The sequence below is a fragment of the Streptomyces sp. CLCI03 genome (assembly GCF_053615355.1).
Window position 1 is genome coordinate 4737649 of record NZ_CM132132.1, and the last position, 24834, is coordinate 4762482.

Sequence of the window (24834 nt, forward strand, 5' to 3'; positions counted from 1 at the left end):
TGTGCTTACCGAAGACGTTAGGCATCAGATCTGATGAATGGCCTGTCCGGTGACTGCCGCGTAGGCCATTAGCAGGTGCACACCACCCCCGCTTGGTCCGACTAGGTGAAAGACACCGCTGCCATGCACGCGTATCTCAACCATGTGCCCGCCGTTGTGCTCAGACTCGATCGCAATCCGTTCCACCACGGAACCCTCGGCGCCGTCAGATCCCTTGGCCGCAAGGGCGTGGAGGTTCATGCCGTCGTCGAGGCCGGGGGAGGTCCCATGGGGCGTTCGCGATACCTGCGCGCCGTGCATCCCGGACCGGTGGGCGGGTTGGACCCCGAGGCGCCCGAGGCGCTGCTGGACTGTCTGACCGAGGTCTCGGAGCGGATCGGGCGCCCGGCCGTGCTCATCGCCATGGACGACCTGAGCGCGATCGCCGTGTCCCGGGTCGCGCCGACGCTCCGCGAGCGTTTCCGGATCCCCCATCAGCCCGACAACCTGCCGGCCCGGGTGGCCGACAAGGCCGAGCTGTCGCGGCTCTGCGCGCGGTGGGACGTCCCGCACCCGGAGACCGTGATCCCGGCGAGCGGGGCCGAGGCGGCCGAGGCGGCCTGGCGGCTCGGTCTGCCGGTGATCGCCAAGTGGAGCCGGCCCTGGCTGCTGCCCTCCGGGGCCGACGGGCTGCGCAGCACCATGCTCGTGCACACCACCGCCGAGGCGCGCCGGCTCTACGAGCGCTCCGCCGAGGCCGGGAGCCGGCTGCTGCTCCAGCGGTTCCTGCCGGCCGGGGCGGACACCGACTGGTTCTTCCACGGCGCCTTCGCGCGGGGCGGGCGTCCGCTGCTCGCCGGCTCGGGCCGCAAGGAGCTGTCCTGGCCGGTGCGGACGGGGCTGACGGCCGTGGGGCGCTGGCTGCCGGATCCGGCGGTGGAGGAGGCGGGGCTGCGGCTCGCCGAACGGCTGGGCTACCAGGGGATCCTGGACCTGGACTTCCGCCGCGACGAGTTGGGCTGCTTCCGGCTGGTGGACTTCAACCCGCGGCCGGGGGCGCAGTTCCGGCTGTTCGCGGACTCGGCCGGGCTGGACGTCGTACAGGCGATGTACCTGGACCTGACGGGCCAGCAGGTCCCGCAGCCCTCGGGTGGGCCGGGCCGGGTGTTCGTCGCCGAGAACTACGCGCTGCTGGCGCGGATCCGGGGCGGGTCGATGCCGCGCCGCCCGGCGCTGGTCCCGGCGGATCCGGCCGGGTCGGCGGGGGCGTCCGCCTGCTCGGCCCCGGGTGCGGACCGGGGGACGGCGCCGAAGCGGGCCCCGCGGCGGGCCGTCGAGCGGGGGCGCGTGGAGACGGCCTGGTTCGCCGCCGACGACCTGCTGCCGTTCCTGGCGATGCTGGGCGCCCTGCTGGGGCGGGGCGCGGGCAAGGGCGTACGGGCGCTGCGCGGGGTGCCGGAGCAGGGTCGGCGCACGGCGCTCGCGGTCGTCCGGGCGCCCCGGCAGCGCAGCCGGAATCAGTCGGAGGCCGGTTCCGCCGGTTCCGCCGGTTCCGCGGGGTCGGCCTCGCGGCCCGTTCCGCCCGGGGCGTCGGCCGAGCCGGACGAGTTGGTGACCCGTTGACCCGGACCGTCGCGGCGAACGGGCCGGGCCGGTGACCATCGAGCTGGAGGAACGGCGTTGACGCGGATCGACGATCTCGTGGTGATCGGCGCGGGCCCGTACGGGCTGTCGATCGCGGCCCATGCGGCGGCCGCGGGGCTTGACGTACGGCTGCTGGGGCGGCCGATGGCTTCGTGGCGCGACCACATGCCCGACGGCATGTACCTGAAGTCGGAGCCCTGGTCGTCCAACCTGTCCGCGCCGGACGGGCGGTACACCCTGGCCGATTACTGCGCCACCGTCGGCACGACGGCGGAACACGGCACTCCGCTGCCGATCGGGACGTTCAGCGCGTACGGGATGTGGTTCGCCCGGCAGGCCGCGCCCGAGGTGGAGGAGGTGACCGTCCTGGAGGTGACCCCGCAGGGCGACGGCTTCCGCATCCGCACCGCCGAGGGGCCGCCCCTCCTGGCCCGTACGGTGGCCCTCGCGGTCGGGGTGATGCCCTTCGTCCGCCACCCCGAGGCGCTACGGGAGCTTCCGCCCACGCACTACTCGCACAGCAGCGGCCACCGGGACCTGAGCGGATTCGCGGGCCGTGAGGTCGCCGTGCTCGGGGCCGGGCAGGCGGCTCTGGAGACCGCCGCCCTGCTCGCCGAGCAGGGCGCCCGACCCGCTCTGGTGGCCCGGCGCACCCGGCTGAACTGGAACACCGTCCCGCAGCCCCTGGACCGGTCCCCGCTGCGGGCCCTGCGCGATCCCCACAGCGGCCTCGGTACCGGCTGGCGCAGCTGGGTCTGGTCGGAGCTGCCCGGGGCGGTGCGCCGGCTGCCCGCGCCCACCCGGGAGCGGATCGCGGCCACGGCGCTGGGGCCGGCCGGCGCCTGGTGGCTGCGGGACCGCTTCGAGCGGCGCGTCCCCGTCCTGCTCGGGCACCGGCTGCACCGGGCGGTGGCGGTGGGTGAGCGGATCCGGCTCGGGCTGACCACCGGGGCGGGGGAATCGGTGGTGCTGGACACCGCCCACGTCATCGCGGCCACCGGCTTCCTGCCGGAGCTGGACCGGTTGGAGCTGCTCGACGCGGGGCTGCGGGCGGCGCTGGAGACCGTGGGGGAGAGCCGGGCGCCGGAGCTGAGCGCCGGGTTCGAGTCCTCGTGGCCCGGACTGTTCTTCGCGGGGCTGCTGACGGCTCCCTCATTCGGCCCTTCCATGCGATTCGTGCACGGCGCGGGCTTCACGGCGGGGAGACTGGTGAGAGGAGTCCGCAAGCGCCTCGGTGCCCGGGGTCCGCGGCCGGGTTCGCCCGGTGTCGCCCGGCAGGGCCGGGCTGCCACCCCCGGGCACGTTCCGGGGGTGCCCCCAGGGCATCCGAAGACGTATCTGCGGTGAGATCCGCGGAGAGAGGGGTCCGTGATGAGCTCGGAGCGAGGGCAGGGCCGCGGCTGGGTACGCATTCCCGCCAGTCGTGGGGAACAGTCCGCCGGTCGGGCCAGGGCCGCCGGGTACGACCGCACCGCGTACGCGGGGCCGTACGCGGGCCCGTACGCGACGGCCTCGCCCGCCGACCAGCCCACGATCTACCTCTCCATGGTCAAGCGCTGGCGGGAGGCCGGTCGCACCCTGCCGGGTCATCCTGACGAGGAGTGGGAGCGGCTGATCTCCCAGCCGTGTTGGCCCGGCCGTTAGGTGGTGGGAAAGGTGGCAGCGGCGGAACGGGACGGACCCGAGCCGGTCCGACGGTCCCCCGTGACCGGGCCCGGGGAACGGTTCGCGCTCAACGGCATGGGCAGTCTCGAATGGGACCTGGTCGCCGGGACGGTGGTGCTGGACGAGGCCGCGATGGAGGTCTTCGACCTCGGACCCCAGGACTTCGACGGCACCGTGTCCGGTATCGGGCTGCGGGTCCCGCCCGAGGACGGGCTCCGGCTCACCGACATCATCGAGGGGGTCCTGGCCGGCAGTGCGGAGACGTACGGCGCCTACTTCACGGTGCGTCGGCGCGACGGCCACGACCAGTGGACGCACACCGCGGGCCGTGTGCTCCGGAGCGACTCGGGGCAGCCGGAGCGGATCGTGGGGATCGTCCGGGACGCGACCGCGGAGCTGGCCCAGGCGACGTTGCTGCGCAAGCTGGAGGCGGCGCGCGCCCAGCAGACCACGATCGTGCAGCGGACCACGGAGGCCCTGTCGCGGGCGGTGACGGTCGACGACGTCACGGCCGCGCTGACCGGGGCGGGCGCGTTGGAGCGGCTCGGCGCGGACGGGCTGGCCCTGGGGCTGGTCGAGGGCGGCAACATCAAGATCATCGCGCTGAGCGGGGAATCCCTGGAGATCCTCGGCGAGCGCCGGTTCACCCGCCTGGACGGTTCGCTGCCGCTGTCGCACGCGGTGCTCACCCGGCAGGCACGTTTCGTCACCTCGCTCGCCGAGCTCGGCGACGAGTTCCCGCTCCTCGCGGACTACCTGAACCGGATCCGGTACGACGCCGCCGCCTACCTGCCGCTGATCGCGCAGGCCAAGGCCATCGGCGGGCTGGTCCTGTTCTACCGGCGGCGCACCGAGTTCAGCCCCGAGGAGCGCAACCTGTGCCTGGGCCTGGCGGGCATCGTGGCCCAGTCACTCCAACGGGCGCTCCTGTTCGACCAGGAGCGCGAGTTCGCGACCGGCCTGCAGGCGTCCATGCTGCCGCGCCGGATCCCCGAGATCAGCGGCGGGGAGATCGCGGTCCGCTACCACGCGGCCTGGAGCGGGCGGGAGGTCGGCGGGGACTGGTACGACGTGATCGCGCTGCCCCGCGACCGGGTGGGCGTGGTGGTGGGCGACGTGCAGGGCCACGACACGCACGCGGCGGCGATCATGGGCCAGCTGCGGATCGCGCTGCGGGCGTACGCGGGGGAGGGCCATCCGCCGTCCACCGTGCTGGCCCGGGCCTCGCGCTTCCTCGCCGAGTTGGACACCGAACGCTTCGCCACCTGCATGTACGCGCAGGTGGATCTGGAGACGGGCGGCGTACGGGCCGTCCGCGCGGGTCACCTCGGGCCGCTGATCCGGCACACGGACGGGCGTACGGGCTGGCCCAAGGTGCGCGGCGGACTACCGCTCGGGCTGGCCTCGCTCTTCGAGTACGAGGAGTTCCCCGAGACCCGGCTGGACCTGGTCCCCGGAGAGACCCTGGTGCTGTGCACGGACGGCCTGGTGGAGGAGCCGGGCACCACCATCACCGCCGGGATGGACGCCCTGGCCCAGGCGGTGCGCAGCGGCCCGCAGGGAGCCGCCGCGCTCGCCGACCACCTCTCCGACCGGCTCTGGGAGCGCTGGGGCTCCGGGGACGACGTGGCCCTGCTGGTGCTGCGCCGGGCTCCGGACCCGGGCACCCACCGGGCGCCCCGCATCCACCAGTACGTCCACCAGGCCGACCCGGAAGGTCTCTCGGAGGCCCGCTACGCCCTGCGTCAGGCCCTGCGTGACTGGGGCATGCCGGAGCTCGCCGACGACGTGGAGGTCGCGGCCGGGGAACTGCTGGTCAATGCCCTGCTGCACACCGACGGCGGGGCGGTGCTGACGATGGAGGTGCTGCCGGAGCCGGTCCGGCGGATCCGGCTGTGGGTCAAGGACCGCTCCAGCGTGTGGCCGCGCCGGCGCACCCCGGGCGAGGCGGCCACCACCGGGCGCGGGCTGCTGCTGGTGGACGCGCTGGCCACGCACTGGGGCGTGGAGTCCCGGGGCGACGGCAAGGCGGTGTGGTGCGAGTTCGACGCCGCGGGCAGGACCCGGAGCGCGGGGTGACGGGGCGATCACCCCGGGTTGTGGGTCGCCGGGGGTGGGGTGATGATGCGAGCCATGGAACGGATCGTGTTGTGCGCGGGCTGACCAAGGTCGCCGTGACGGGCGCCCTGGCCGTGCTCCTGCTGGTGGCCGGGGTGCCGGCGGTCGTGGACTGGGCGACGGGGCGACCGCACGCGGACCCCGCGTGCCAGTCGGTGGCGTTCATGTCGATGACGGACGTCGCCCCCGATTGCCGGTAGCGGCGGCCACCGGCCCCGGGGGCGCGTGCCCCGGGGCGCGTGCCGCGGGCGCGGGTCGCGGGCCCGCACCGCTCAGTGCTCGTGGACCTCGACGTCGCGCGAGTCCTGGGCGACGGTGGTGACCGACCTCGGCATCAGGCCCGAGAACCGGACCTCCTGGAGCTCCGCGGTGACCACGGCACGGCCCGGGCGCACGTTCGCGTAGGCACCCGGCGCGTTCGCCACCCAGCGGCGCTCCTGCCCGTCGCAGACGATCTGCTCCGCGCCGACGCTCAGCCGGCCACCACCCTCCTGTGCGACGGTCGCCTTGATCTGCATCGCCCCCATGGGTGACGCCTGCTCGCAGCGGTACGTCCCGGAAAGGGTGACGGCGCCGTCGTGGGCGACGTACGCGTCCCGCACGGAAATCCCCTGCTCGAAAACGGTGGCGCCGGCCGGAGCGGTGAAAAGCGTGGTGGCGGCCAGTGCGGAGAAGGCCACGAGTGACATTCGGCGGGCGGAGCTGCGCATTCATTCCTCCAGGTGCGTCGGACGGCGGGATTCCGCCGGAACGCATTGTGCTGGCAGCTGGGCGTACGCACGTGATCCGTGCGCTCGTGTCGTTGTGGGCAATTACCTGCCCGGGCGCGTGAAACTGACCGAAATCGCCCCCGAAGGGATCTTGCATGCGCCAGCCCGCCCTCCCCCTGCCCGTCCTCGTCCTGCTCCCGCTGCTGCTGTTCGGCGCCACCGCCTGCGCGAGCGCCCCCGAGTCGGACGCGCTCGCGCCCGGCGCCCCGCCGGCGGTCCTGGTGGACGACGGGGCGCCGGGCGCGGCGGAGGCTCCCGCACGGCCCGCCGTGAAGAACGCCCATGTGGGTGGCGTCGCGCGGGTGCACGGCAAGCAGGTCGGACGACACCTCCAGGTCGAACTCGGGGCGTTCGTCGACCCGGCGATCAGCGTGGACAAGAACTTCGCCCCGCCCGCCGGGAAGCGCTGGGTGGCCGCCTCGATGTCCTTCGTCAACGTGGGCGGAGCCTCGTACGGGGCGCTCGGACGCATGTGGGCGCACGACAGCGCGGGGCAGCGTCACCCGGTGGTGAAGACCGGCGAGCTGACGACCGGCAAACCGATCGTCTTCGATTCCCTGGAGGTCGGTGAGCGGGCCGAGGGCTGGGTGGTGTTCGAAATTCCGGAAAGCGCGCGCATTGTGCGCCTCCAGTATCAGGACGCGAACATGCAGGCGAATTCCGGAGAGGGATTCTGGGCCGTCTAGCCCGCCCGGGTGAAGGGCCGTGAAAGGCGCGGTGGAGAGACCACTAGGGTGCGCGCATGACTTCTACTCAAGCCGAAATCGACCGGTCCCAGCTCGGCACCCTTTCGGTGCTCGCCTGGATCGGCGACCCCGAAGAGGCGCACGACATCCCGTACCTCCTCGCCTACACCCTCGGCGACGGACCGAAGGGCCGGGAGGCGGGCGAGGCGGCCGCCCGCGGGCTGCTGGAGGAGATCGGCCTGCCCATCGGCGACGTGGTCATGGACGGCACCCTCAAGGCGGCCACCTTCCCGGTGCAGATCCTGCTGGAGGGCAACCAGATCGCTCTCACCCTGCCCGGGATGAACGCGCGCTGCACCGCCCCCGACGAGTGGGTCGCCGCGGCGGACGAGAGCGGGCAGGCGTACTTCCTCTTCGCCACCCGCGCCTGGCCGGAGGCGGTCCCGGGGCAGCCGGTCGCGCCGGAGACCCTGCAGGCCTTCGCGGGCGACGAGTCGGTGCTCACCAGCAGCGCGCACTGCGTCCTCGCCGTGCGGCGCGTGCAGCGGTAGCCACCGACCGGGTGCCGCCACCACCCGCTCCGGCCGCCGGGCCCCCAGCCTGCCCGGTGGCCGGTTCCGCTTTTCCCCGGGCCGGGGTCAGGGCCGCTCGAAGTCGAACTTCAACGAGCGGACCCGGTTGTCGAAGTTCGATCCCGCCAGGTCCGGCAGCCCCACCGCCCGCAGCCCGACCGGCCGGGTCAGCAACTCCCGGAAGAGGGCCTTCATCTCCACCCGGGCCAGGTGCGCGCCCAGGCAGAAGTGCGGGCCACCGCCGCCGAAGCCCAGGTGCGGATTGGGCGAGCGGGTGATGACGAAGGCATCCGGGTCGGGGAAGACCGCCTCGTCACGGTTGGCGGAGGCGTAGTACAGGACCACCTTGTCGCCCGGCCGGAACACGTGCCCGTCCATGGTGTGCTCGGCGGCCACGGTCCGACGGAACTGGATGATGGGCGTCGAGTGCCGGATCATCTCGTCCACCGCGCCGTCCGCGTACTTCTCGAAGTCCGAGAGCAGCAGGTCCCGCTGGTCGGGGTGGTCCGTCAGCAGGGTCAGCCCATGGGTGATCGCGTTCCGGGTGGTCTCCACCCCGGCGACCATCAACAGGGAGAAGAAGGCGCCGAGCTGGCGGGCCCCGAGGGCCTGGCCGTCGACGTTCGCACGGACCAGCGCCGAGATCAGGTCGTCGGTGGGGTGCTTGCGCCGCTCCCGCCCGATGCCCGCCACCATCCGCTGCATACGGGCGAGCGCGCGCAGCCCGCGCCCCGGCATCCGCAGCCGGGAGGCCAGGCCCCGCTCCACACCGATGTTCTCGGAGGCGTGGTTGACGCGGTCGGCGATCTCGGCCCGGTAGTGCTCCGGGATGCCCATCATGTTGCAGATGACCTCCAGGGGGAGCCGGGAGGCCACGGCCGAGACGAACTCGTCGGGCCGCTCGGCCAGTACGTCGTCCACGATGCGGGCGGCCACGGCGTGGATGTCGGCCTCGGCGGCCGCCAGCAGCCGGGGCGTGAAGGCACGCTGCACGATCTTGCGCAGCTGGGCGTGGTCGGGGCCGTCCAGATTGACCATCGAGTCCCCGAACAGGGCCCGCACCCATCGGGCCGGCTCGGGGGTGGTCACGCCGGGGGCACTGGCGAAGACCTTCGGGAGGCGGCTGGCCTCCTGCACCTGGGCGTGGCGGACCAGGGCCCAGTGGCCGGGCCCGGACCCTTCGGGGACGAACACCGGGCCCTCGGCCGCGCGCAGCCGGGCGAAGGCGGCGAGGCGGTGGGCGGGGGGCTGCTGCCAGAAACCTGGCTCGGCCAGCTCCCTGCCGGGGTCGGTGCCGTGGCGTTGTGCCGGGAGTGTCAAGGCAGGGCCTCCAGTCGGTGCGCGTCGTTCTGCGCTGGAGAACGGCGGCGGGGGCGCGGGAGTGACGGTTCGCCGGGGCGCGGGCGCGTCCACGGGTGGCGGGCGGGGGCGGCCCGGGGCTCAGGCGGCGGCGCCGGTGGTCGCACCGGCCCGCGTGGACAGGGTCTGGCCGACCGCCACCGTCAGCACCCCGACGAGGCCCGCCCACAGGACCGCGTACGTACCCGACCAGGTGCAGGCGAGCGTCACGAGGGCGGACACCGGCAGGACCAGCTGCTGGGCGAGGCCGCGCTTGAAGTGGCGGGAGTGCAGCAGCCACACCATCAGCAGGAACAGCGCGCTCGGGACCATCACCGCCGCGTTCGCGGCGACCTGGGAGATGTGTGCCTTGCCGACCGCGTGCTCGACCGCGACCTCGATGCCGGCGCCGATCGCCGCACCCGAGAGGAAGATCAGCAGATGTCCGTAACCCCACGGGATGGCCTCGCGGTTGGACGTCAGGTGCTCGTGCATCGGCACGGCGAAGTAGATCCACCACGCGGCGAAGACGATCAGCAGCCCGCCCGCCGCGATGGGCAGCAGCTGGTCCAGCGCCTCGTGCTCGTCGATCGCGGACTTCACGGCCACCGTGGCCGCGGCGATCGTCTCGCCGAGCACGATGATGGTGAACAGGCCGTACCGCTCCACGATGTGGTGCGCGTGCCAGGGCGTCTGGTGCCCGCGTTCCGCGATCACCGGAACCGCCAGCTCGGCGACGAGCAGGACGAGGAACGTCCAGCGCTTCAGGTCGTCGGGGACGAACAGCAGGCCGATCCAGCCCAGCTGGCAGATCACCAGTCCGGCCGCGTACTTCAGCGCCGCCGCCCGGGCCTCGCCCTGCTCCCCGGAGGCGGCCCGCAGCCACTGCGCCGTCAGGGCGACGCGCATGATGATGTAGCCGGTGACCGCGACCGCCCAGTCGTTGTCGTCGAAGGCCCGGCTCACCCCGGCCGCGTACACGAGCACACCCGCGATCTGTACGAGCGTCGCGACCCGGTACGGGACGTCGTCCACGTCGTACGCCGAGGCGAACCAGGTGAAGTTCATCCAGGCCCACCACACGCCGAAGAAGACGAAGAAGTAGCCGACCACCCCGGCACCGGGGTGGCCCTCCGCGAGCGAGTGCACCAGCCGGGCACCGGCCTGGGCGATGGCGACGACGAAGCAGAGGTCGAAGAACAGCTCCAGCGGGGTCGCGGCACGGTGGAGCTCGTCGGGGCTGCGAGCGGTCATGGGGGAGAAGGCCATACCGGCCAGGAGACCAGAGGCGGGGACCTCCGGCGGGGCGGACGCGCGGCTCGCGCGCCCCGTGTGCCCCGGGCGGAGGCGAGGCGCGGTCCACGGCCCCGACGCGGTCCGACCCGCGGGCGGGCGCCGTCACGGGCCCCCATCGGCATCCGGGCCACGCGCCCGACGGCCGGGGAGGGGGACCGGGCGGCCGGGGCGGCGCGGGGGCCGGCCGTACCCTGGAGGCATGAGCAGCACCTCCGCACCCGGCCCGCAGCCCTCGCGCACCGCCCCCGAGGCCGACCGGCCCCGGCCGAAGCCCCGGCTCGTCTTCGACGACCCGCTGGACCAGCAGTCCTCGGACGACACCGACCGAGGCTGGGGCGAGCGGCCGCCCGCCGGCGGAAGCGCGGCCGACCTGGCCCGCTTCCTCGACGAGAAGCCCCCGCACCACGTCTGACCGCCCGAGGCGGCCGGAGCGGTCAGAACCGGTCGTGCGAACCGGCCGGTCCACCGCCGCCCGAACGCTGCGCGACCAGCTCGTCCCGGATCTCCTTGAGGACCTCGAGCTCGGTGATCTCGACGAGTTCCTGGACACCTTCCTTCGCCTTGCGCCGGGCCTCCTGCCGCGCGAGGTACTTCGACATCGGCAGCACCATCAGGAAGTACACGACCGCCGCGGTGATGACGAAGGTCAGCGTCGCGTTCAGCACCGAGCCCCAGAGGATCTCGACACCAGTCGGCTGGCCGTTCGCGCCGATGCCACAAGGAGCCTTGAGGCAGGACTTGTAGCCGTCCAGGCTCTGCGTGCCGACCGCGCCGATCACCGGGCTGATGATCCCCTTGACCACCGAGTTCACGATGTTCGTGAACGCGGCGCCGATGACCACGGCCACCGCCAGGTCGACCACGTTGCCGCGCATCAGGAAGGCCTTGAAGCCTGCCAGCACGCTCTCCTTCTTCTTCTCGCTCACCACTGAGCCTCTCTTCACATCTGCCGAACACGGAGTCAACGGTTCCGAAAGCTACGGCAGTCCGGGCGCGGTGTGTCCAATCGGGCCTCATCCCGAGGTGAATTGACCGGCCGTGCGTGCGAATCAGCACAACGTCACCGCCAGTCGGGTCGTGGCGCCCGTGCCGACGAGAACCCGCGCGGTCTCCCGCGGTACGGACAGCACCACCAGCGCCCCACCGTCCGCAACACCCTTGTCCGGAGCGGGTACTTCGGCGACCAACGCCCCGGCGGCCACCACCTCGGGCGGTCCGGTGCGCTCCGCCGCGACCACGTCCACCCGGTCTCCGGGCCGCAGCAGCCGTACCGTCGCCGCGTCCGCGATGCGCACGGGAGCCGACACCATCCGCACCGCGGCGGGTGGCGCCGCGCCCTGGGAGGCCCGCACCTCGGGCCGGGCGGTGGCGCCCCGCGAGGCCTGCGCCTCCGTCCCGCCCACCGCGACGGCCGCCGCCACCACGGCCAGCGCGGCCGAGGCGGCCCGCCGCCTGCGCCGTACGGCCCGGCGCAACCGGTCCCCGCCCCGCCCCACACGAAGCGGCGGGAACGCCGGGACCGGGCGGGCCGGCGGACACGCGGACGACGTCGCGCACGCGGCCCGCCCGGCGGGGAAGGCGCGGGAAGCGGAGGAAGAGGGGGAGGCGGAGCGAGGGGAGCAGACCGAAGGGGTCGCGGACGTACGGGACATGACGAACACCACCAGACCGAGTGAGGCGCTGTGCCCGGACCCTGCGCCCGGACACCTCCCACGATCCGGTCCCACCGGGAATCCCGCCGAGGCCTGTGGACGATCCCCAGCTTGTGGACAAACCGGCCACCCGCACGAGTCAGCCGGCGGCCGCCCGCACCCGCCGCGGACCGCCCCCACGGCCGGTCGGGCCGGGCGCAGCAGCCCGCGCAGCGCCCAGGCCTCCCGCGGCGAGGAGGTCGGTGTTCACGCCGTCGTTGTCGAGGTCGCCGTTCGGCCGGGGATCTGGCAGGCCTCCGCGAAGCCCTGACCGGTCAGGCCGAAGGCGCTGTTGACGCGCGAGCGCCAGTTCTCCAGCGCGACCATCGCGGTGAGCTCGACGAACGCCTTCTCGCCGAGCCGCGCGATCAGCTCCCGCGCGAGCTCGTCCGTGACCGTCGGCTCGGTCTCCGTCATGGCCTCGGCGTACTCCATGACCAACAGTTCCAGCTCGGTGAACACCTCGGGGGCCTCCCGCCACCGCGGCACCCGCTCGATCTTCTCCGTCTGCAGGCCCAGCTCGTGGCCCTCCCAGTAGCCGAAGTCCATGCACCACGAGCAGTTGATCCGGGCCGCCGCCGCCATCACGGCGAGGTGCTTCAGCCCGGCGTCGAGCGCGTTCCACTTCGCCACGCTCCGCTCCAGCCGGACGTAGGAGAGGAGCACGCGCGAGTGGTGCCCGTAGGCCTGCCCGGGGTCGAGCACCTTGCCGTAGGTCCGACGCGAGTACCAGGCCCCGATCCGCATGAGCAGGGTGCGGGGCGGGGTGAGCGAGATACGCGGCATGACAGTCATCTCCCTGGCCGGGGCGGTCTTCGTTTCCGCCGTCACCAAGGAGGACCGGACAGCCCCGGCGGATGTGACAGCCGCCGGGCCTTTTCTCTACGCGTCGTCCTCGCCCGGTGCCGCGGACTCGATCCCCAGCGCGCCGAGGAGGCGTTCCGCGAGGTCCTCCGCGAAGGCCTCGGAGCCGGTGAGGACGGCCCGCACCGCCTCCGGTTCGGCCGTCGGTCCGCCCGCGGCCGCCCGGTCGAGCGCGCCCGCGAGGGCCGCGTCGACGGGGAACCGGTCCACGGGTACTCGTAGTCCTCGGCCGTGTCCCGGTCGAGCAGCCCCTTCCAACGGCCCCCGGCGAAGGTGGCGCCACCGACAACGCGGCCCGGGCGTCCCCAGGGACGCCCGGGAGGGGGCTACGGCAGCTCGATGCCCAGGTCCCAGCCGTCGTGCGCGTGCGTGCACAGGCAGGCCCGGGTCTCCGTGGCCGGCAGGGCCGCCACCGCGTCGAAGAGGACCTCGCGCAGCCGTCCGACGTTCTCGCCGAACACCTTCAGGACCTCCGTGTGGGAGACGCCCTCACCGGTCTCGGCGCCCGCGTCCAGGTCCGTGACCAGGGCCATCGAGGTGTAGCAGAGCCCCAGCTCGCGGGCGAGGACCGCCTCCGGGTGACCGGTCATGCCGACCACCGACCAGCCCGCCGCCGCGTGCCACCGCGACTCGGCGCGCGTGGAGAAGCGCGGTCCCTCGACGACGACCATGGTGCCGCCGTCCACCGGTTCCCAGTCGCGCCCGCGGGCCGCCGCCAGCGCCACGGACCGGCCCACCGGGCAGTACGGATCGGCGAAGGTGGTGTGCACGACGTTCGGGACGGAACCGTCGGGCAGCGGCTCACCGTCGAAGAAGGTCTGGGCTCGGGCCTTCGTACGGTCGACCAGCTGGTCGGGAACGAGCAGCGTGCCCGGCCCGTACTCGGCCCGCAGACCGCCGACCGCGCAGGGCCCCAGCACCTGCCGGACGCCGACCGAGCGCAGCGCCCACAGGTTGGCCCGATAGTTGATCTTGTGTGGCGGGACGGTGTGGCTGCGCCCGTGTCGGGGCAGGAAGGCCACCTGGCGCCCGGCCAGCTCGCCCAGGTAGAGGGAGTCGCTCGGGGGTCCGTACGGGGTCTCCACCTGGATCTCGGAGACGTCCTCCAGGAAGGAGTAGAAGCCCGAGCCGCCGATGACACCGATCTCTGCGTTCACCATGCGGTCCACCCTACGGCCCTGCCGTGGGCATGCCGAAGGCCCCGCTGCCGGTAGGGGCGGCGGGGCCTTCGGGCGAAGCGATCAGGCGGCCGACGTGGAGCTGCTGCTGCTCGACGAGCTCGACGACGTCGAGGCGGCGGGAGCGGCGGCGGCGGTCGACGTCGAGGACGACGAGGAGCTGGATGACGGCTTCGAGGCAGGGGTGCTGCTCGACGACGCGCCACGGCTGTCGTTCCGGTAGAAACCGGAGCCCTTGAAGACGATGCCGACCGCGGAGAACACCTTCTTCAGGCGTCCGTCGCAGCTCGGGCACACGGTCAGTGCGTCATCGGTGAACTTCTGCACGGCCTCAAGGCCCTCACCGCACTCGGTGCACTGGTACTGGTAGGTCGGCACGAATTTCCTCCTGGCACTCTGACTCAATGAGTGCTAACGACGCTCCATGGTGACGTATTCCGGCGGATCAGTCCACCGTCACCGGCACGCGGTGACCGATCCCACGCTCGTTCACCCGGTCACGGGAGGCCGGGGAGGCGGTGGTGCGCGGGGTCGTCCGACCCTTCGCCGGGACCGTCACCCGCTCCGTGACCTGCGACTTCACCGGGGTGGCGGGCGCGGCCGCGGCCGTGGCCCCGGCCTCCTGTGCGGACGCGTTCACGATCCGGCTCGGAGCCTTCGGGGCGAGCCTCGAACGCAGCGCCAGCAGGGTGGTCAGCGCGAGCGCGGTGGCACCCATGGGCACCAGGAATCCGAACGAGGATCCGTGCGCGTCCGTGAGGCGGCCGGCCAGGATGACGGCGACGGCCTGACCGAAGGCGATCGAGCCGGTCAGCCAGGTGAAGGCCTCGGTGCGGGCGTTCGCGGGGACCAGCTGCTCGACCATCGTGTAGCCGGTGATCAGCGCCGGGGCGATGAACAGGCCGACGACCAGGCCGAGCGCGCCCAGCAGGATCATCGAGTTCGCGGCCCACAGGACGGACGCGGCGGCGGTGAGGCCGACGTAGCCCAGGATCAGCCGGCGACGCGGGCCGATCTTCCAGGCGATGGCGCCCATGGCGATACCGGCGATCATGTTGCCCGCGGCGAAGACTCCGTAGAGCAGGCCGTTGGCGCCGGGGTTGCCGATCTCGCTGGAGAAGGCGGCGAGCGAGACCTGCATGCCGCCGAAGACGGCGCCGATCCCGAGGAACGCGAAGATCAGGACGCGCAGGCCCGGGAAGGACAGCGCGAAGGCGCGCTTCTCACCGGTCTGCGACGGGGCGTGCGTCTTGGGCTGGCCGGCGCGCCGGGCCGCGAAGAGCAGGCCGCCGAGCAGGGTCAGCGTGGCCTCGGTGACCAGGCCGGCCGCCGGGTGGACGCCGGTGCACAGCGCGGTCGCCAGGACCGGGCCGACGACGAAGGTGAATTCGTCGGTGACGGACTCGAAGGCGGCGGCCGTCGGCAGCAGCGGAGAGCCCTCCAGCTTGGCGGCCCAGCGCGCCCGGACCATGGGTCCGACCTGCGGCACCGAGGCGCCTGCCGGTACGGCGGCGGCGGCCAGCGCGAGCAGCGGGGCGTCCAGCAGCGCGAGCGCGGCCAGGCCGATGACGGCGACGGAGTGTGCGAGGACCACGGGCAGCAGGACGGCGGTCTGGCCGTAGCGGTCGGTGAAGATGCCCATCAGCGGGGCGGACAGTGCCATGGAGATACCGGTGACGGCGGCGACGATGCCGGCGCTGCCGTAGGAACCGGTGGTGTGCTGGACCAGCAGCAGGATGCTGATCGTCAGCATGCCGAAGGGGAGTCGTGCTGCGAAGCCGGGGAGTACGAAGCCGAGGGCGCCGGGAGTGCGCAGGAGCTGCCCGTAGCCGGGGCGGGCGGACGTGTCGGTCGTGACCGCGGATGTCACGGCCTTGCCTTTCCGCTGCCTGGTAGAGCGTCCCCGTCTGCGGACGGTGCTTCGCCTTGTGAGCGGCCGCACCCGTACATGTGGGAGCCCCGAGAGCTGTCCTCTTGCGCAGAACCGAGTGATACCTGGGCGCCCACGTCGGGGTGGTGCCACGGCCGCTTTGCGGTCGCGCCAGCTCTGCGTCAGGCAGAGTTGGTTCGATCTGGTGTGCCTTCATCGTACAGGGAAAGCCACTACCACGCCCTGTGAATTCGGTGACAAGGGGTGTCTTCGCCTGGGATTAACGGCCGCTTCGCATGCAAAGAGCCCGGAAAAGCAGGCAAAAGCGGGCATAGCTCAGCTAAATTGGCGGAATTAGAACGACGCTCTAACGCATTTGAGCATTGCTCTAACGTGAAACGGGTCCGCCGGTGCCCAGCCATCCCGCGAGCTTGCCGCCCCGGGCCACCGCCCGCAGTCGCGCCTCCGCCGCGTCCCGGACCGGATCCGTGGCCACCACCAGCAGCTCGTCCCCGCGGCGCAGCACGGTCGACGGCGCCGGTACGAAACTCTTCGCGTCCCGGACCACCAGCGTGACCGAGGCCCCCGGCGGCAGCCGCAGCTCGCTCACCTCCACGCCGTGCATCCGCGAGGCCTGTGGGATGGAGAAGGACAGCAGGTGTCCGCGCAGCTTCTCCAGCGGCGCCGACTCGATCCCGAGGTCGAAGGCGCCCTCCTCCCCGTTCCCGAGGTTCAGCTTGCGCGCGAGCCAGGGCAGGGTCGGACCCTGCACCAGGGTGTAGACGACGACCAGCACGAAGACGATGTTGAAGACCCGGTCGCTGCCCTCGATCCCGGACACCATCGGAATGGTCGCCAGGATGATGGGCACGGCCCCGCGCAGGCCCGCCCACGACATCAGCACCTGCTCCTGCCAGGAGAGCCGGAAGGGCAGCAGGCTGATGAAGACCTCCAGGGGTCGGGCCACCATCGTCAGCACCAGTCCGATGATCACGGCGGGCCAGAAGTCGCGGACCAGCTCGTGCGGGGTGACCAGCAGACCCAGCAGCACGAACATGCCGATCTGGGCGATCCAGCCGAGTCCGTCGGCGAAGCCCCGGGTGGCCGGCCAGTGCGGCAGCTTGGCGTTCCCGAGCACCATCGCCGCCAGGTAGACCGCGAGGAAGCCGGAGCCGTGCGCGATGGCGCCGGCCGCGTACGCCACGATGGCGATGGCCATCACGGCGATCGGGTAGAGGCCGGAGGCGGGCAGGGCGACGTGTCGCAGCCCGTACGCGCCGAGGAAGCCCACGGTCAGGCCGATCGCGGCGCCGATGGCCAGCTCCAGGGCGATCTTGCCGATCAGGATGTACCACTCGTCCACCGGGCCGACGGTCGAGAAGGCCACCACCAGGATCACGACGGGCGCGTCGTTGAAGCCGGACTCGGCCTCCAGGACGCCGGTGATCCGTGCGGGCAGCGGGACCTTGCGCAGCACGGAGAAGACGGCCGCGGCGTCGGTCGAGGAGACGACCGCGCCGATCAGCAGGGCTTGGCGCCATTCCAGGCCGACCAGATAGTGCGCTCCCGCCGCCGTCACGCCCACGCTCACCGCGACGCCCACCAGTGACAGCATGACCGCGGCCGGCAGGGCCGGCTTGATCTCTTTCCACTTGGTGCCCAGACCGCCCTCGGCGAGGATCACGACGAGTGCCGCGTAACCGATGACCTGGGTCAGCTCGGCATTGTCGAACACGACGTTGCCGATGCCGTCCTGGCCTATCGCGATGCCTATGCCGAGGTAGATGAGCAGGCTGGGAAGACCGCTGCGTGACGAGATGCGTACCGCCGCCACGGCGACGAGCAGCACGAGCGAGCAGACCAGCAGCAGCTCATTGAGCGTGTGGACAGTCAGCGGGCGGCCCTCCTCAATGCGCCCGGTGGATCGATCCTCCCGGCGACAAGTTCGGCAAGTAGTTCGTTACCTTACCTAATCTTTGACGCGCCCTTTACGCGATAACCACATTGTGAAACGCCTGTTCGCCCCTGTCCTCGCCAGCTCCACCCCTGGCGGATCAACGAAGTCGGTCCTGCGCCTATGGTTGCTCCCAGCACTCCCAGGACCACCCTGCCCCTCTAAGGACAGCGATGCCCGCCAACGAAACCGCTCCTCCCGTCAAGAAGAAGGGACGACGCGCCCGTCTGATCGTGCTCGTCCTGGTCCTGGCTCTCGTCGCGGGCCTCGGCTACGGGGCGTACTGGAGCGTGGACGGCGTGCGCGCCTCCTTCCCCCAGACGACCGGCTCCCTCAAGGTGCCGGGCCTGACCGGGACCGTCGACGTCAAGCGCGACGCCCACGGCATTCCCCAGCTCTACGCCGACAACGACGACGACCTCTTCCGCGCGCAGGGCTTCGTGCACGCCCAGGACCGCTTCTGGGAGATGGACGTCCGACGTCACATGACGTCCGGCCGACTCTCCGAGATGTTCGGCTCCGGCCAGGTCGAGACCGACGCCTTCCTGCGCACGCTGGGCTGGCGCCAGGTCGCGCAGGAAGAGTTCGACAAGAAGCTCTCGACCGAGACCAAGAAGTATCTCCAGGCCTACGCCGACGGGGTCAACGCGTACCTGAAGGGGAAGTCCGGCAAGGACCTCTCCGTCGAGCACGCGGCCCTCAAGCTCACCGACGACTACCAGCCCGAGCAGTGGTCGCCGGTGGACTCGGTGGCCTGGCTCAAGGCGATGGCGTGGGACCTGCGGGGCAACATGCAGGACGAGATCGACCGCGCGCTGATGGCGACCAAGCTCTCGCAGGCGCAGATCGACGAGCTCTACCCGCCCTACCCCTTCGACCGGAACAAGCCGATCGTCGAGGGCGGCAAGGTCGACGGCGGCAAGTACACCCCGCAGGGCGTCACGGGCAGCGGCTCGGGCACCGGCACCGGTAACGGGACCGGCTCGGGCAGCGGCTCCGGCGGCAACACCGTCGCAGGCCAGACCTCGACCGTCACGGGTCCGATCGGCGGCCCGGCCAACGGGCTGGCCGACAACGTCGCCGCCCAGGGCGCGACCGTGGGCCTGCGCACCCAGCTCACCTCCCTCGCCGACACCCTGGACAAGATCCCCGCGATCCTCGGCCCCAACGGCAGCGGCATCGGCTCGAACTCCTGGGTCGTCTCCGGCAAGTACACGACGACCGGCAAGCCGCTGCTCGCGAACGACCCGCACCTGTCCCCGCAGCTGCCCTCGGTCTGGTACCAGATGGGCCTGCACTGCCGCACGGTCTCGCCCCAGTGCCAGTACGACGTGGCCGGCTACACCTTCTCGGGCATGCCCGGCGTGGTCATCGGCCACAACACCGACATCGCCTGGGGCATGACCAACCTCGGCGCCGACGTGACCGACCTCTACCTGGAGCAGGTCAAGCCCGAGGGCTACGTCTACGACAACAAGGTGCTCCCCTTCACCACCCGTGAAGAGGTCATCAAGATCGCGGGCGGCGACAGCAAGAAGATCACCGTCCGGACCACCAACAACGGCCCGCTCGTCTCGGACCGCAGCGAGGAGCTCGGTACGGTCGGCAGCCGCGCCCCCGTCGCCAGCTCCGCCCCCGACCGCGGTGACGGCTACGCCGTCGCCCTGCGCTGGACGGCGCTGGACCCGGGCAAGTCCATGGACGCGGTCTTCAAGCTCGACCGGGCCAAGACCTTCGACGACTTCCGCAAGGCGGCCGCCGACTTCGAGGTCCCGTCCCAGAACCTGATCTACGCCGACAACAAGGGCCCCAACGGCAACATCGGCTACCAGGCCCCGGGCCGCATCCCGATGCGCGGTCAGGGCGACGGCCGGATGCCCGCCCCGGGCTGGGACTCCAAGTACGCCTGGAAGGGCACCAAGGACGGCAACGCCGGCTACATCCCGCAGAGCGAGATGCCCTGGGACCAGAACCCGTCCCGCGGCTACATCGTCACCGCCAACCAGGCGGTCGTGGAGACCGGGACCGGCGCCGGCAAGTACCCTAACCTGCTGACCACCGACTGGGGCTACGGCGCCCGCAGCCAGCGGATCAACGACCTCATCGAGGCGAAGATCAAGGACGGCGGTCGGATCTCGACCGACGACATGCGCACCATGCAGATGGACAACAGCAGCGAGATCGCCGCGCTGCTGACCCCGATGCTGGCGAAGATAGAGGTCTCGGACCCGGGCGTGCGGGCCGCGCAGAAGCTGCTCGACGGCTGGAACTACACGCAGGAGCCCGACTCGGCGGCCGCGGCCTACTTCAACGCCGTCTGGCGCCACATCCTCAAGCTGTCGTTCGGCGACAAGATGCCCAAGGAGCTGCGGATCGAGGGCAGCTGCATGAGCGTCGTCGGCAACGGCACCGGCCCGGCCGACGACCTCGCCAAGACCGTCCGCGAATGCGGCACCCGGGGCGCCGACTCGGCGCAGCCCGACGGCGGCGACCGCTGGTTCGAGGTGGTCCGTCGCCTGGTCAAGGACGAGAAGTCGCCGTGGTGGAGCACCCCCAGGACCGTCACCCTGCCGGCGGCCACCAACCGTGACGAGCTCTTCGCCCGGGCCATGCGCGACGCCCGCTGGGAGCTGACCGCCAAGCTCGGCAAGGACCAGTCCACCTGGAGCTGGGGCCGCCTGCACCAGCTGACGCTGAAGAACCAGACGATCGGCACCGAGGGCCCCGGCTTCATGCAGTGGCTCCTCAACCGCGGCCCGTGGGACGTGGGCGGCGGCGAGGCCACGGTCAACGCGACCGGCTGGAACGCCTCCAGCGGGTACGGGGTCACGTGGGTGCCGTCGATGCGCATGGTCGTGAACCTCAACGACCTCGACAAGTCGCGCTGGATCAACCTGACGGGTGCCTCGGGGCACGCGTACAACGCGCACTACACGGACCAGACGACGATGTGGGCCAAGGGCGAGCTGCTGGAGTGGCCCTTCGGCAAGGAAGCCGTCGACAAGGCCACGGTCGACACCCTGACCCTCAAGCCCGAGGGCTCGTGAGGGGCAGGGCGCGGATCAGGTCGTCACACACTGAAGCGGCGCACCCCTGACGGGGTCGCCACCGCTCGTACGGGGTGGTCGTGCGGTTCCTCCGGGACCCGCGCGACCACCTCGTCGTCGTAGAGGAGCACCACCAGCGCGGGATGCGCCCCGGCGCGTTCCAGCCGCTCCAGCACCCGGTCGTACGAGCCTCCGCCGCGGCCGAGGCGCATCCCACGGCCGTCCACCGCGAGCCCGGGCAGCAGCACGGCGTCGGCCCCGGTGACCGCGTCCGGTCCGAGCGCGGGGCCGGTCGGCTCCAGCAGCCGCATCTTGCCCGGGTGGGCGGCCTCGGCGAGCGAGGCCGGGCCTTCGTACGCGGCCCAGTCGAGGTCGTTGTCGGGCAGCAGCAGCGGGAGCAGCACCCGCTTGCCGGCCGCGCGCAGGGCGTCGAGGAGGTCCCGGGTGCCCGGTTCGGTGCCGATCGAGACGTACGCCGCCACCGTGCGGGCGCCGGCCAGTTCGGGCAGTTCGAACGCCGTGACGGCGAGTGCGGTGGCCGCCGTGCGGCACTGTTCGGGAGACAAGGCGCGGCGCGCGGAGAGCAATTCTCGGCGCAGCTCGGCCTTGGCGGAAGCGAGGGGCGGGTTCTCTGCCACGAGGAAATCCAATATCCTTCCGAATCGGGGCATATCTGCACCTACCTGCTGCGGACCCGTCCGGTGTTCGACGGAAGGCCACTATCGTTCGGGGCATGACTATGTTGCACCCCGTGATCAAGAAGGCCGTGATTCCGGCCGCTGGCCTCGGTACTCGCTTCCTCCCGGCGACCAAGGCGACCCCGAAGGAAATGCTCCCGGTTGTGGACAAGCCGGCCATCCAGTACGTGGTCGAGGAGGCCGTCGGGGCCGGGCTCGATGACGTTCTCATGATCACTGGGCGTAACAAGCGTGCCCTGGAAGACCACTTCGACCGGAACTACGAGCTGGAGTCGGCCCTCATCGCCAAGGGCGACGACGACCGCCTGAAGAAGGTCCAGGAGTCCAGCGACCTGGCGACCATGCACTACGTCCGCCAGGGCGACCCGCGGGGCCTGGGTCACGCGGTGCTGTGCGCCGAGCCGCACGTCGGCCGCGAGCCCTTCGCCGTCCTGCTCGGTGACGACCTCATCGACCCGCGCGACCCGCTGCTGCGCCAGATGGCCGACATCTACGCCCGCACCGGCGGCACCGTCATCGCGCTCATGGAGGTCGACCCGGCCAACGTCCACCTCTACGGCTGCGCCGCCGTCGAGGCCACGGACGAGGAGGACGTGGTCCGCATCACCGGCCTCGTCGAGAAGCCGGACCCCCAGGACGCCCCCAGCAACTACGCGGTCATCGGACGCTACGTCCTCAACCCCGCGATCTTCGACATACTGCGGGAGACCGAGCCGGGCCGCGGTGGGGAGATCCAGCTCACCGACGCCCTGCAGAAGCTGGCCGCCGACGAGACCGTCGGCGGTCCGGTGCACGGCGTGATCTTCCGGGGCCGTCGCTACGACACCGGGGACCGCGGCGACTACCTGCGGGCCATCGTCCGTCTCGCGTGCGAGCGCGACGACCTGGGCCCCGAGTTCCGCACCTGGCTTCACCGTTACGTCACGGAGGAGATGTAGCACCTTGAGCAGTTCCGCACCGCAGCATCCACGCTTGGCGGGCGGCCACCGTCTGTGGTCCGTGGACGAGCACCTCGCGGACGTCCTCTCGGCCGTCCGGCCGTTGGAGCCCATCGAGCTCCAACTGCTGGATGCCCAGGGCTGTGTCCTGGTCGAGGACGTGACCGTGCCCGTCGCCCTCCCGCCCTTCGACAACAGCTCCATGGACGGCTACGCCGTCCGAACGGCCGACGTCCAGGGTGCGAGCGAGGAGTTCCCCGCGGTGCTGACGGTCGTCGGGGACGTCGCGGCGGGCAGCGGTGAGCTGCCCACCGTGGGCCCCGGCGAGGCTGCCCGGATCATGACCGGTGCCCCGCTGCCGCCCGGCGCGGAAGCCGTCGTACCGGTCGAGTGGACCGACGGCGGCACGGGCGGCGGCGCGGCCGCCGGGATGACCCCGGCCAGCGCCGCCCCCGAACACGCGGGCGGCGAGGTGCGGGTGCACCGCGCCGCCGAGGCCCGGGCGCACGTCCGCGCGCGCGGCAGCGACGTCCAGGCCGGCGACCTTGCCCTCGCGGCCGGCACGATCCTCGGGCCGCCCCAGATCGCCCTGCTGGCCGCCATCGGGCGCGGCACCGTACGGGTGCGGCCGCGCCCCCGCGTGGTGGTCATGTCCACCGGCAGCGAGCTGGTCCAGCCGGGCGAGGCGCTCACGGCGGGCACCATCTACGACTCCAACAGCTTCGCGCTCGCCGCGGCCGCGCGGGACGCCGGAGCCATCGCCTACCGGGTCGGCGCCGTCGCGGACGACGCCGACACCCTGCGCGCCACCATCGAGGACCAGCTGATCCGGGCCGACCTGCTGGTCACCACGGGCGGGGTCAGCGTCGGCGCGTACGACGTCGTCAAGGAGGCGCTGTCCTCCGTCGGGCACTCCGACGCGGTCGAGGGCGCGGACGGCGGGGCCGCCCGCGGGGCTGACGGCGGCCGGATGGACTTCCGCAAGCTCGCCATGCAGCCCGGCAAGCCGCAAGGCTTCGGCACGATCGGCCCCGACCACACCCCGCTGCTGGCGCTGCCCGGCAACCCGGTGTCCTCCTACGTCTCCTTCGAGCTGTTCGTGCGCCCCGCCATCCGCGCCCTCATGGGGCTGCCGGAGTCCGAGGTCCGGCGGCCGAGCGTGCGCGCGGTGCTGGACGCCGACAAGGCACTCGGCTCCCCGGCCGGCCGCCGCCAGTTCCTGCGCGGCACGTACGACGCCGAGAACGGCACGGTCAGCCCGGTCGGCGGATCGGGCTCCCACCTGATCGCCGCGCTGGCGCACGCGGACTCCCTGATGGTCGTACCGGAGGACGTCACCTCGGTGGAGCCGGGGACCGAGCTCGAAGTGATCCTGCTCGGCTGAAGTCGGGCCGGTGCGGGTAGCGTGTGTCGCACCACACAGGCTCCCCGGGGAGCCCAGAGCGGAGCGGCGCAGCAATGAGTACCGAAAGCAGGCTCACCCACATCGACGAGGCCGGCGCGGCCCGGATGGTCGACGTGTCCGGGAAGGACGTCACCACCCGGACGGCACGGGCCAGCGGACGCGTCCTCGTCGCCCCGCGGGTGATCGAACTGCTGCGCGGCGAGGGTGTTCCCAAGGGCGACGCCCTCGCCACCGCGCGCATCGCCGGGATCATGGGGGCGAAGAAGACCCCCGACCTGATCCCGCTCTGCCACCCCCTGGCCGTCTCGGGCGTCAAGGTGGACCTGCGGGTCGCCGACGACGCCGTCGAGATCCTCGCCACCGTGAAGACGACCGACCGCACGGGCGTCGAGATGGAGGCGCTGACCGCCGTCGCGGTCGCGGGCCTCACCGTGATCGACATGGTGAAGGCGGTCGACAAGGGCGCGGTCATCACGGACGTCCGGGTGGAGGAGAAGACCGGCGGCAAGTCCGGCGACTGGGCGCGCTCGTGAACGCCCCGCGCGGCGGCGACGTGCACAGCCACAGCCACGGCACCCCCACCCCCGACGAGCCGGCGGGGTCCCCGCGGACGCTCGGCCGGGCGCTGGTCGTCACGGCTTCGAACCGCGCCTCGCAGGGCGTCTACGCCGACAAGGGCGGCCCCCTGCTGGCCGAGGCGCTGGAGCGGCTCGGCTTCACCGTGGACGGCCCGCGGGTCGTCCCGGACGGCGACCCCGTGGAGCAGGCGCTGCGCGAGGGCGTGGCCGCCGGGTACGAGGTCATCCTGACCACCGGCGGGACCGGGATCTCGCCGACCGACCGCACCCCGGACGCCACCGCGCGGGTGCTGGACTACGAGATCCCCGGCATCCCGCAGGCCATCCGTGCCGAAGGCCTGGCGAAGGTGCCGACCGCGGCCCTGTCCCGGGGCCTGGCGGGCGTGGCCGGGCGCACCCTCATCGTCAACCTCCCCGGCTCGACGGGCGGGGTCCGCGACGGCCTCGCCGTCCTGGCGCGCGTCCTGCCGCACGCGGTGGACCAGATGCGGGGCGGAGACCATCCCCGACCGGCGGCACCCTCCGGGAGCCCGAGCTGAACGG

The 24834-nt window shown here is 72.3% G+C and carries 25 protein-coding genes; 13 read left to right on the plus strand and 12 right to left on the minus strand.

All coding sequences use genetic code 11. The features are described 5' to 3' along the window. Nucleotides 1-123 precede the first annotated feature (123 nt). From ACWG52_RS21970 to ACWG52_RS21990, 5 genes are all read left to right on the plus strand, one after another. The gene (locus ACWG52_RS21970) at nucleotides 124-1602 is read left to right on the plus strand and encodes a carboxylate--amine ligase (protein WP_453125687.1); all 1479 of its coding nucleotides are present in this window, start codon (nucleotides 124-126) and stop codon (nucleotides 1600-1602) included. A gap of 66 nt (nucleotides 1603-1668) precedes the next feature. Continuing rightward, complete coding sequence (locus ACWG52_RS21975) at nucleotides 1669-2970, plus strand: NAD(P)-binding domain-containing protein (protein WP_390168396.1); 1302 nt, start codon at nucleotides 1669-1671, stop codon at nucleotides 2968-2970. A 24-nt stretch (nucleotides 2971-2994) separates the two neighbouring features. After that, entirely contained in the window at nucleotides 2995-3267 is a 273-nt protein-coding gene (locus tag ACWG52_RS21980; protein ID WP_389815302.1) for a hypothetical protein, read from the plus strand. A gap of 96 nt (nucleotides 3268-3363) precedes the next feature. After that, entirely contained in the window at nucleotides 3364-5367 is a 2004-nt protein-coding gene (locus ACWG52_RS21985) for a SpoIIE family protein phosphatase (protein WP_389815430.1), read from the plus strand. 71 nt (nucleotides 5368-5438) lie between these two features. Then, nucleotides 5439-5606 carry a hypothetical protein gene (locus ACWG52_RS21990; RefSeq protein WP_375937712.1) on the plus strand — a complete coding sequence of 56 codons (168 nt, stop codon included), beginning with the start codon at nucleotides 5439-5441 and terminating at the stop codon, nucleotides 5604-5606. Between the two features lie 72 nt (nucleotides 5607-5678). Here ACWG52_RS21990 and ACWG52_RS21995 read toward each other — a convergent pair whose 3' ends face one another. Then, nucleotides 5679-6116, minus strand: coding sequence for a DUF6299 family protein (locus ACWG52_RS21995; protein WP_389815305.1), 438 nt, complete (start codon nucleotides 6114-6116; stop codon nucleotides 5679-5681). A gap of 155 nt (nucleotides 6117-6271) precedes the next feature. Here ACWG52_RS21995 and ACWG52_RS22000 point away from each other — a divergent pair, with 155 nt between their 5' ends. Together ACWG52_RS22000 and ACWG52_RS22005 are read left to right on the plus strand one after the other, a co-directional pair. Beyond that, on the plus strand, nucleotides 6272-6862 hold the full coding sequence (locus tag ACWG52_RS22000; RefSeq protein WP_453125690.1) for a hypothetical protein: 591 nt from the start codon (nucleotides 6272-6274) through the stop codon (nucleotides 6860-6862). 56 nt (nucleotides 6863-6918) lie between these two features. Beyond that, a complete protein-coding gene (locus ACWG52_RS22005) occupies nucleotides 6919-7413 on the plus strand; it encodes a DUF5949 family protein (protein ID WP_033223804.1) in 495 nt (164 codons plus the stop codon). A gap of 87 nt (nucleotides 7414-7500) precedes the next feature. Here ACWG52_RS22005 and ACWG52_RS22010 read toward each other — a convergent pair whose 3' ends face one another. Together ACWG52_RS22010 and ACWG52_RS22015 are read right to left on the minus strand one after the other, a co-directional pair. Further along, nucleotides 7501-8754 (minus strand): cytochrome P450, encoded by a 1254-nt coding sequence (locus ACWG52_RS22010; protein ID WP_390168378.1) that lies wholly within the window; start codon nucleotides 8752-8754, stop codon nucleotides 7501-7503. A 120-nt stretch (nucleotides 8755-8874) separates the two neighbouring features. After that, nucleotides 8875-10026 carry a low temperature requirement protein A gene (locus ACWG52_RS22015; RefSeq protein ID WP_389815315.1) on the minus strand — a complete coding sequence of 384 codons (1152 nt, stop codon included), beginning with the start codon at nucleotides 10024-10026 and terminating at the stop codon, nucleotides 8875-8877. A 241-nt stretch (nucleotides 10027-10267) separates the two neighbouring features. Here ACWG52_RS22015 and ACWG52_RS22020 point away from each other — a divergent pair, with 241 nt between their 5' ends. Beyond that, a complete protein-coding gene (locus ACWG52_RS22020) occupies nucleotides 10268-10480 on the plus strand; it encodes a hypothetical protein (RefSeq protein ID WP_389815317.1) in 213 nt (70 codons plus the stop codon). 22 nt (nucleotides 10481-10502) lie between these two features. On the opposite strand, the gene mscL is transcribed toward ACWG52_RS22020, so the two are convergent. From mscL to ACWG52_RS22060, 8 genes are all read right to left on the minus strand, one after another. Then, nucleotides 10503-10994 (minus strand): large conductance mechanosensitive channel protein MscL, encoded by a 492-nt coding sequence (mscL, locus tag ACWG52_RS22025; RefSeq protein ID WP_375937696.1) that lies wholly within the window; start codon nucleotides 10992-10994, stop codon nucleotides 10503-10505. 123 nt (nucleotides 10995-11117) lie between these two features. Continuing rightward, nucleotides 11118-11543 carry a hypothetical protein gene (locus tag ACWG52_RS22030; protein ID WP_389815321.1) on the minus strand — a complete coding sequence of 142 codons (426 nt, stop codon included), beginning with the start codon at nucleotides 11541-11543 and terminating at the stop codon, nucleotides 11118-11120. A 423-nt stretch (nucleotides 11544-11966) separates the two neighbouring features. Beyond that, a complete protein-coding gene (locus ACWG52_RS22035; RefSeq protein WP_389815324.1) occupies nucleotides 11967-12545 on the minus strand; it encodes a carboxymuconolactone decarboxylase family protein in 579 nt (192 codons plus the stop codon). A gap of 96 nt (nucleotides 12546-12641) precedes the next feature. Further along, entirely contained in the window at nucleotides 12642-12833 is a 192-nt protein-coding gene (locus ACWG52_RS22040; protein WP_389815327.1) for a hypothetical protein, read from the minus strand. A 116-nt stretch (nucleotides 12834-12949) separates the two neighbouring features. After that, on the minus strand, nucleotides 12950-13783 hold the full coding sequence (locus ACWG52_RS22045) for an S-methyl-5'-thioadenosine phosphorylase (protein WP_389815330.1): 834 nt from the start codon (nucleotides 13781-13783) through the stop codon (nucleotides 12950-12952). 81 nt (nucleotides 13784-13864) lie between these two features. Continuing rightward, nucleotides 13865-14179, minus strand: coding sequence for an FmdB family zinc ribbon protein (locus ACWG52_RS22050; protein ID WP_389815333.1), 315 nt, complete (start codon nucleotides 14177-14179; stop codon nucleotides 13865-13867). Between the two features lie 67 nt (nucleotides 14180-14246). Further along, the gene (locus ACWG52_RS22055) at nucleotides 14247-15671 is read right to left on the minus strand and encodes an MFS transporter (protein ID WP_389815336.1); all 1425 of its coding nucleotides are present in this window, start codon (nucleotides 15669-15671) and stop codon (nucleotides 14247-14249) included. A gap of 388 nt (nucleotides 15672-16059) precedes the next feature. Continuing rightward, a complete protein-coding gene (locus ACWG52_RS22060; RefSeq protein WP_389815433.1) occupies nucleotides 16060-17583 on the minus strand; it encodes a potassium/proton antiporter in 1524 nt (507 codons plus the stop codon). 215 nt (nucleotides 17584-17798) lie between these two features. Between ACWG52_RS22060 and ACWG52_RS22065 the strand changes: the two genes are divergently transcribed. Beyond that, a complete protein-coding gene (locus ACWG52_RS22065) occupies nucleotides 17799-20672 on the plus strand; it encodes a penicillin acylase family protein (protein ID WP_389815339.1) in 2874 nt (957 codons plus the stop codon). Between the two features lie 23 nt (nucleotides 20673-20695). Here the strand turns inward: ACWG52_RS22065 and ACWG52_RS22070 are convergent, their stop codons facing one another. Continuing rightward, nucleotides 20696-21310 carry a 5-formyltetrahydrofolate cyclo-ligase gene (locus ACWG52_RS22070; protein WP_389815342.1) on the minus strand — a complete coding sequence of 205 codons (615 nt, stop codon included), beginning with the start codon at nucleotides 21308-21310 and terminating at the stop codon, nucleotides 20696-20698. 95 nt (nucleotides 21311-21405) lie between these two features. On the opposite strand from ACWG52_RS22070, the gene galU reads away from it, so the two are divergent. The 4 genes from galU to ACWG52_RS22090 all read left to right on the plus strand — a co-directional run bounded on the left by galU (nucleotide 21406) and on the right by ACWG52_RS22090 (nucleotide 24830). Further along, nucleotides 21406-22308 carry a UTP--glucose-1-phosphate uridylyltransferase GalU gene (galU, locus tag ACWG52_RS22075; RefSeq protein WP_030717144.1) on the plus strand — a complete coding sequence of 301 codons (903 nt, stop codon included), beginning with the start codon at nucleotides 21406-21408 and terminating at the stop codon, nucleotides 22306-22308. A 4-nt stretch (nucleotides 22309-22312) separates the two neighbouring features. Next, the gene (gene glp / locus ACWG52_RS22080; RefSeq protein ID WP_389815346.1) at nucleotides 22313-23692 is read left to right on the plus strand and encodes a molybdotransferase-like divisome protein Glp; all 1380 of its coding nucleotides are present in this window, start codon (nucleotides 22313-22315) and stop codon (nucleotides 23690-23692) included. A gap of 74 nt (nucleotides 23693-23766) precedes the next feature. Continuing rightward, entirely contained in the window at nucleotides 23767-24246 is a 480-nt protein-coding gene (moaC, locus tag ACWG52_RS22085) for a cyclic pyranopterin monophosphate synthase MoaC (RefSeq protein WP_030012065.1), read from the plus strand. 92 nt (nucleotides 24247-24338) lie between these two features. Next, the gene (locus ACWG52_RS22090; protein WP_390140425.1) at nucleotides 24339-24830 is read left to right on the plus strand and encodes a MogA/MoaB family molybdenum cofactor biosynthesis protein; all 492 of its coding nucleotides are present in this window, start codon (nucleotides 24339-24341) and stop codon (nucleotides 24828-24830) included. Nucleotides 24831-24834: the final 4 nt, after the last annotated feature.

What these genes read in the sequence shown, in the direction of transcription:
- ACWG52_RS22005 (WP_033223804.1), top strand. Translation starts at nt 6,919, where the DNA reads ATGACTTCTACTCAAGCCGAAATCGACCGGTCCCAGCTCGGCACCCTT.
- ACWG52_RS22000 (WP_453125690.1), top strand. Translation starts at nt 6,272, where the DNA reads ATGCGCCAGCCCGCCCTCCCCCTGCCCGTCCTCGTCCTGCTCCCGCTG.
- ACWG52_RS21980 (WP_389815302.1), top strand. Translation starts at nt 2,995, where the DNA reads ATGAGCTCGGAGCGAGGGCAGGGCCGCGGCTGGGTACGCATTCCCGCC.
- galU (WP_030717144.1), top strand. Translation starts at nt 21,406, where the DNA reads ATGACTATGTTGCACCCCGTGATCAAGAAGGCCGTGATTCCGGCCGCT.
- ACWG52_RS22020 (WP_389815317.1), top strand. Translation starts at nt 10,268, where the DNA reads ATGAGCAGCACCTCCGCACCCGGCCCGCAGCCCTCGCGCACCGCCCCC.
- ACWG52_RS21995 (WP_389815305.1), bottom strand. Translation starts at nt 6,116, where the DNA reads ATGCGCAGCTCCGCCCGCCGAATGTCACTCGTGGCCTTCTCCGCACTG.
- ACWG52_RS22045 (WP_389815330.1), bottom strand. Translation starts at nt 13,783, where the DNA reads ATGGTGAACGCAGAGATCGGTGTCATCGGCGGCTCGGGCTTCTACTCC.
- ACWG52_RS22065 (WP_389815339.1), top strand. Translation starts at nt 17,799, where the DNA reads ATGCCCGCCAACGAAACCGCTCCTCCCGTCAAGAAGAAGGGACGACGC.
- ACWG52_RS21970 (WP_453125687.1), top strand. Translation starts at nt 124, where the DNA reads ATGCACGCGTATCTCAACCATGTGCCCGCCGTTGTGCTCAGACTCGAT.
- ACWG52_RS21985 (WP_389815430.1), top strand. Translation starts at nt 3,364, where the DNA reads ATGGGCAGTCTCGAATGGGACCTGGTCGCCGGGACGGTGGTGCTGGAC.
- ACWG52_RS22015 (WP_389815315.1), bottom strand. Translation starts at nt 10,026, where the DNA reads ATGACCGCTCGCAGCCCCGACGAGCTCCACCGTGCCGCGACCCCGCTG.
- moaC (WP_030012065.1), top strand. Translation starts at nt 23,767, where the DNA reads ATGAGTACCGAAAGCAGGCTCACCCACATCGACGAGGCCGGCGCGGCC.
- ACWG52_RS22035 (WP_389815324.1), bottom strand. Translation starts at nt 12,545, where the DNA reads ATGCCGCGTATCTCGCTCACCCCGCCCCGCACCCTGCTCATGCGGATC.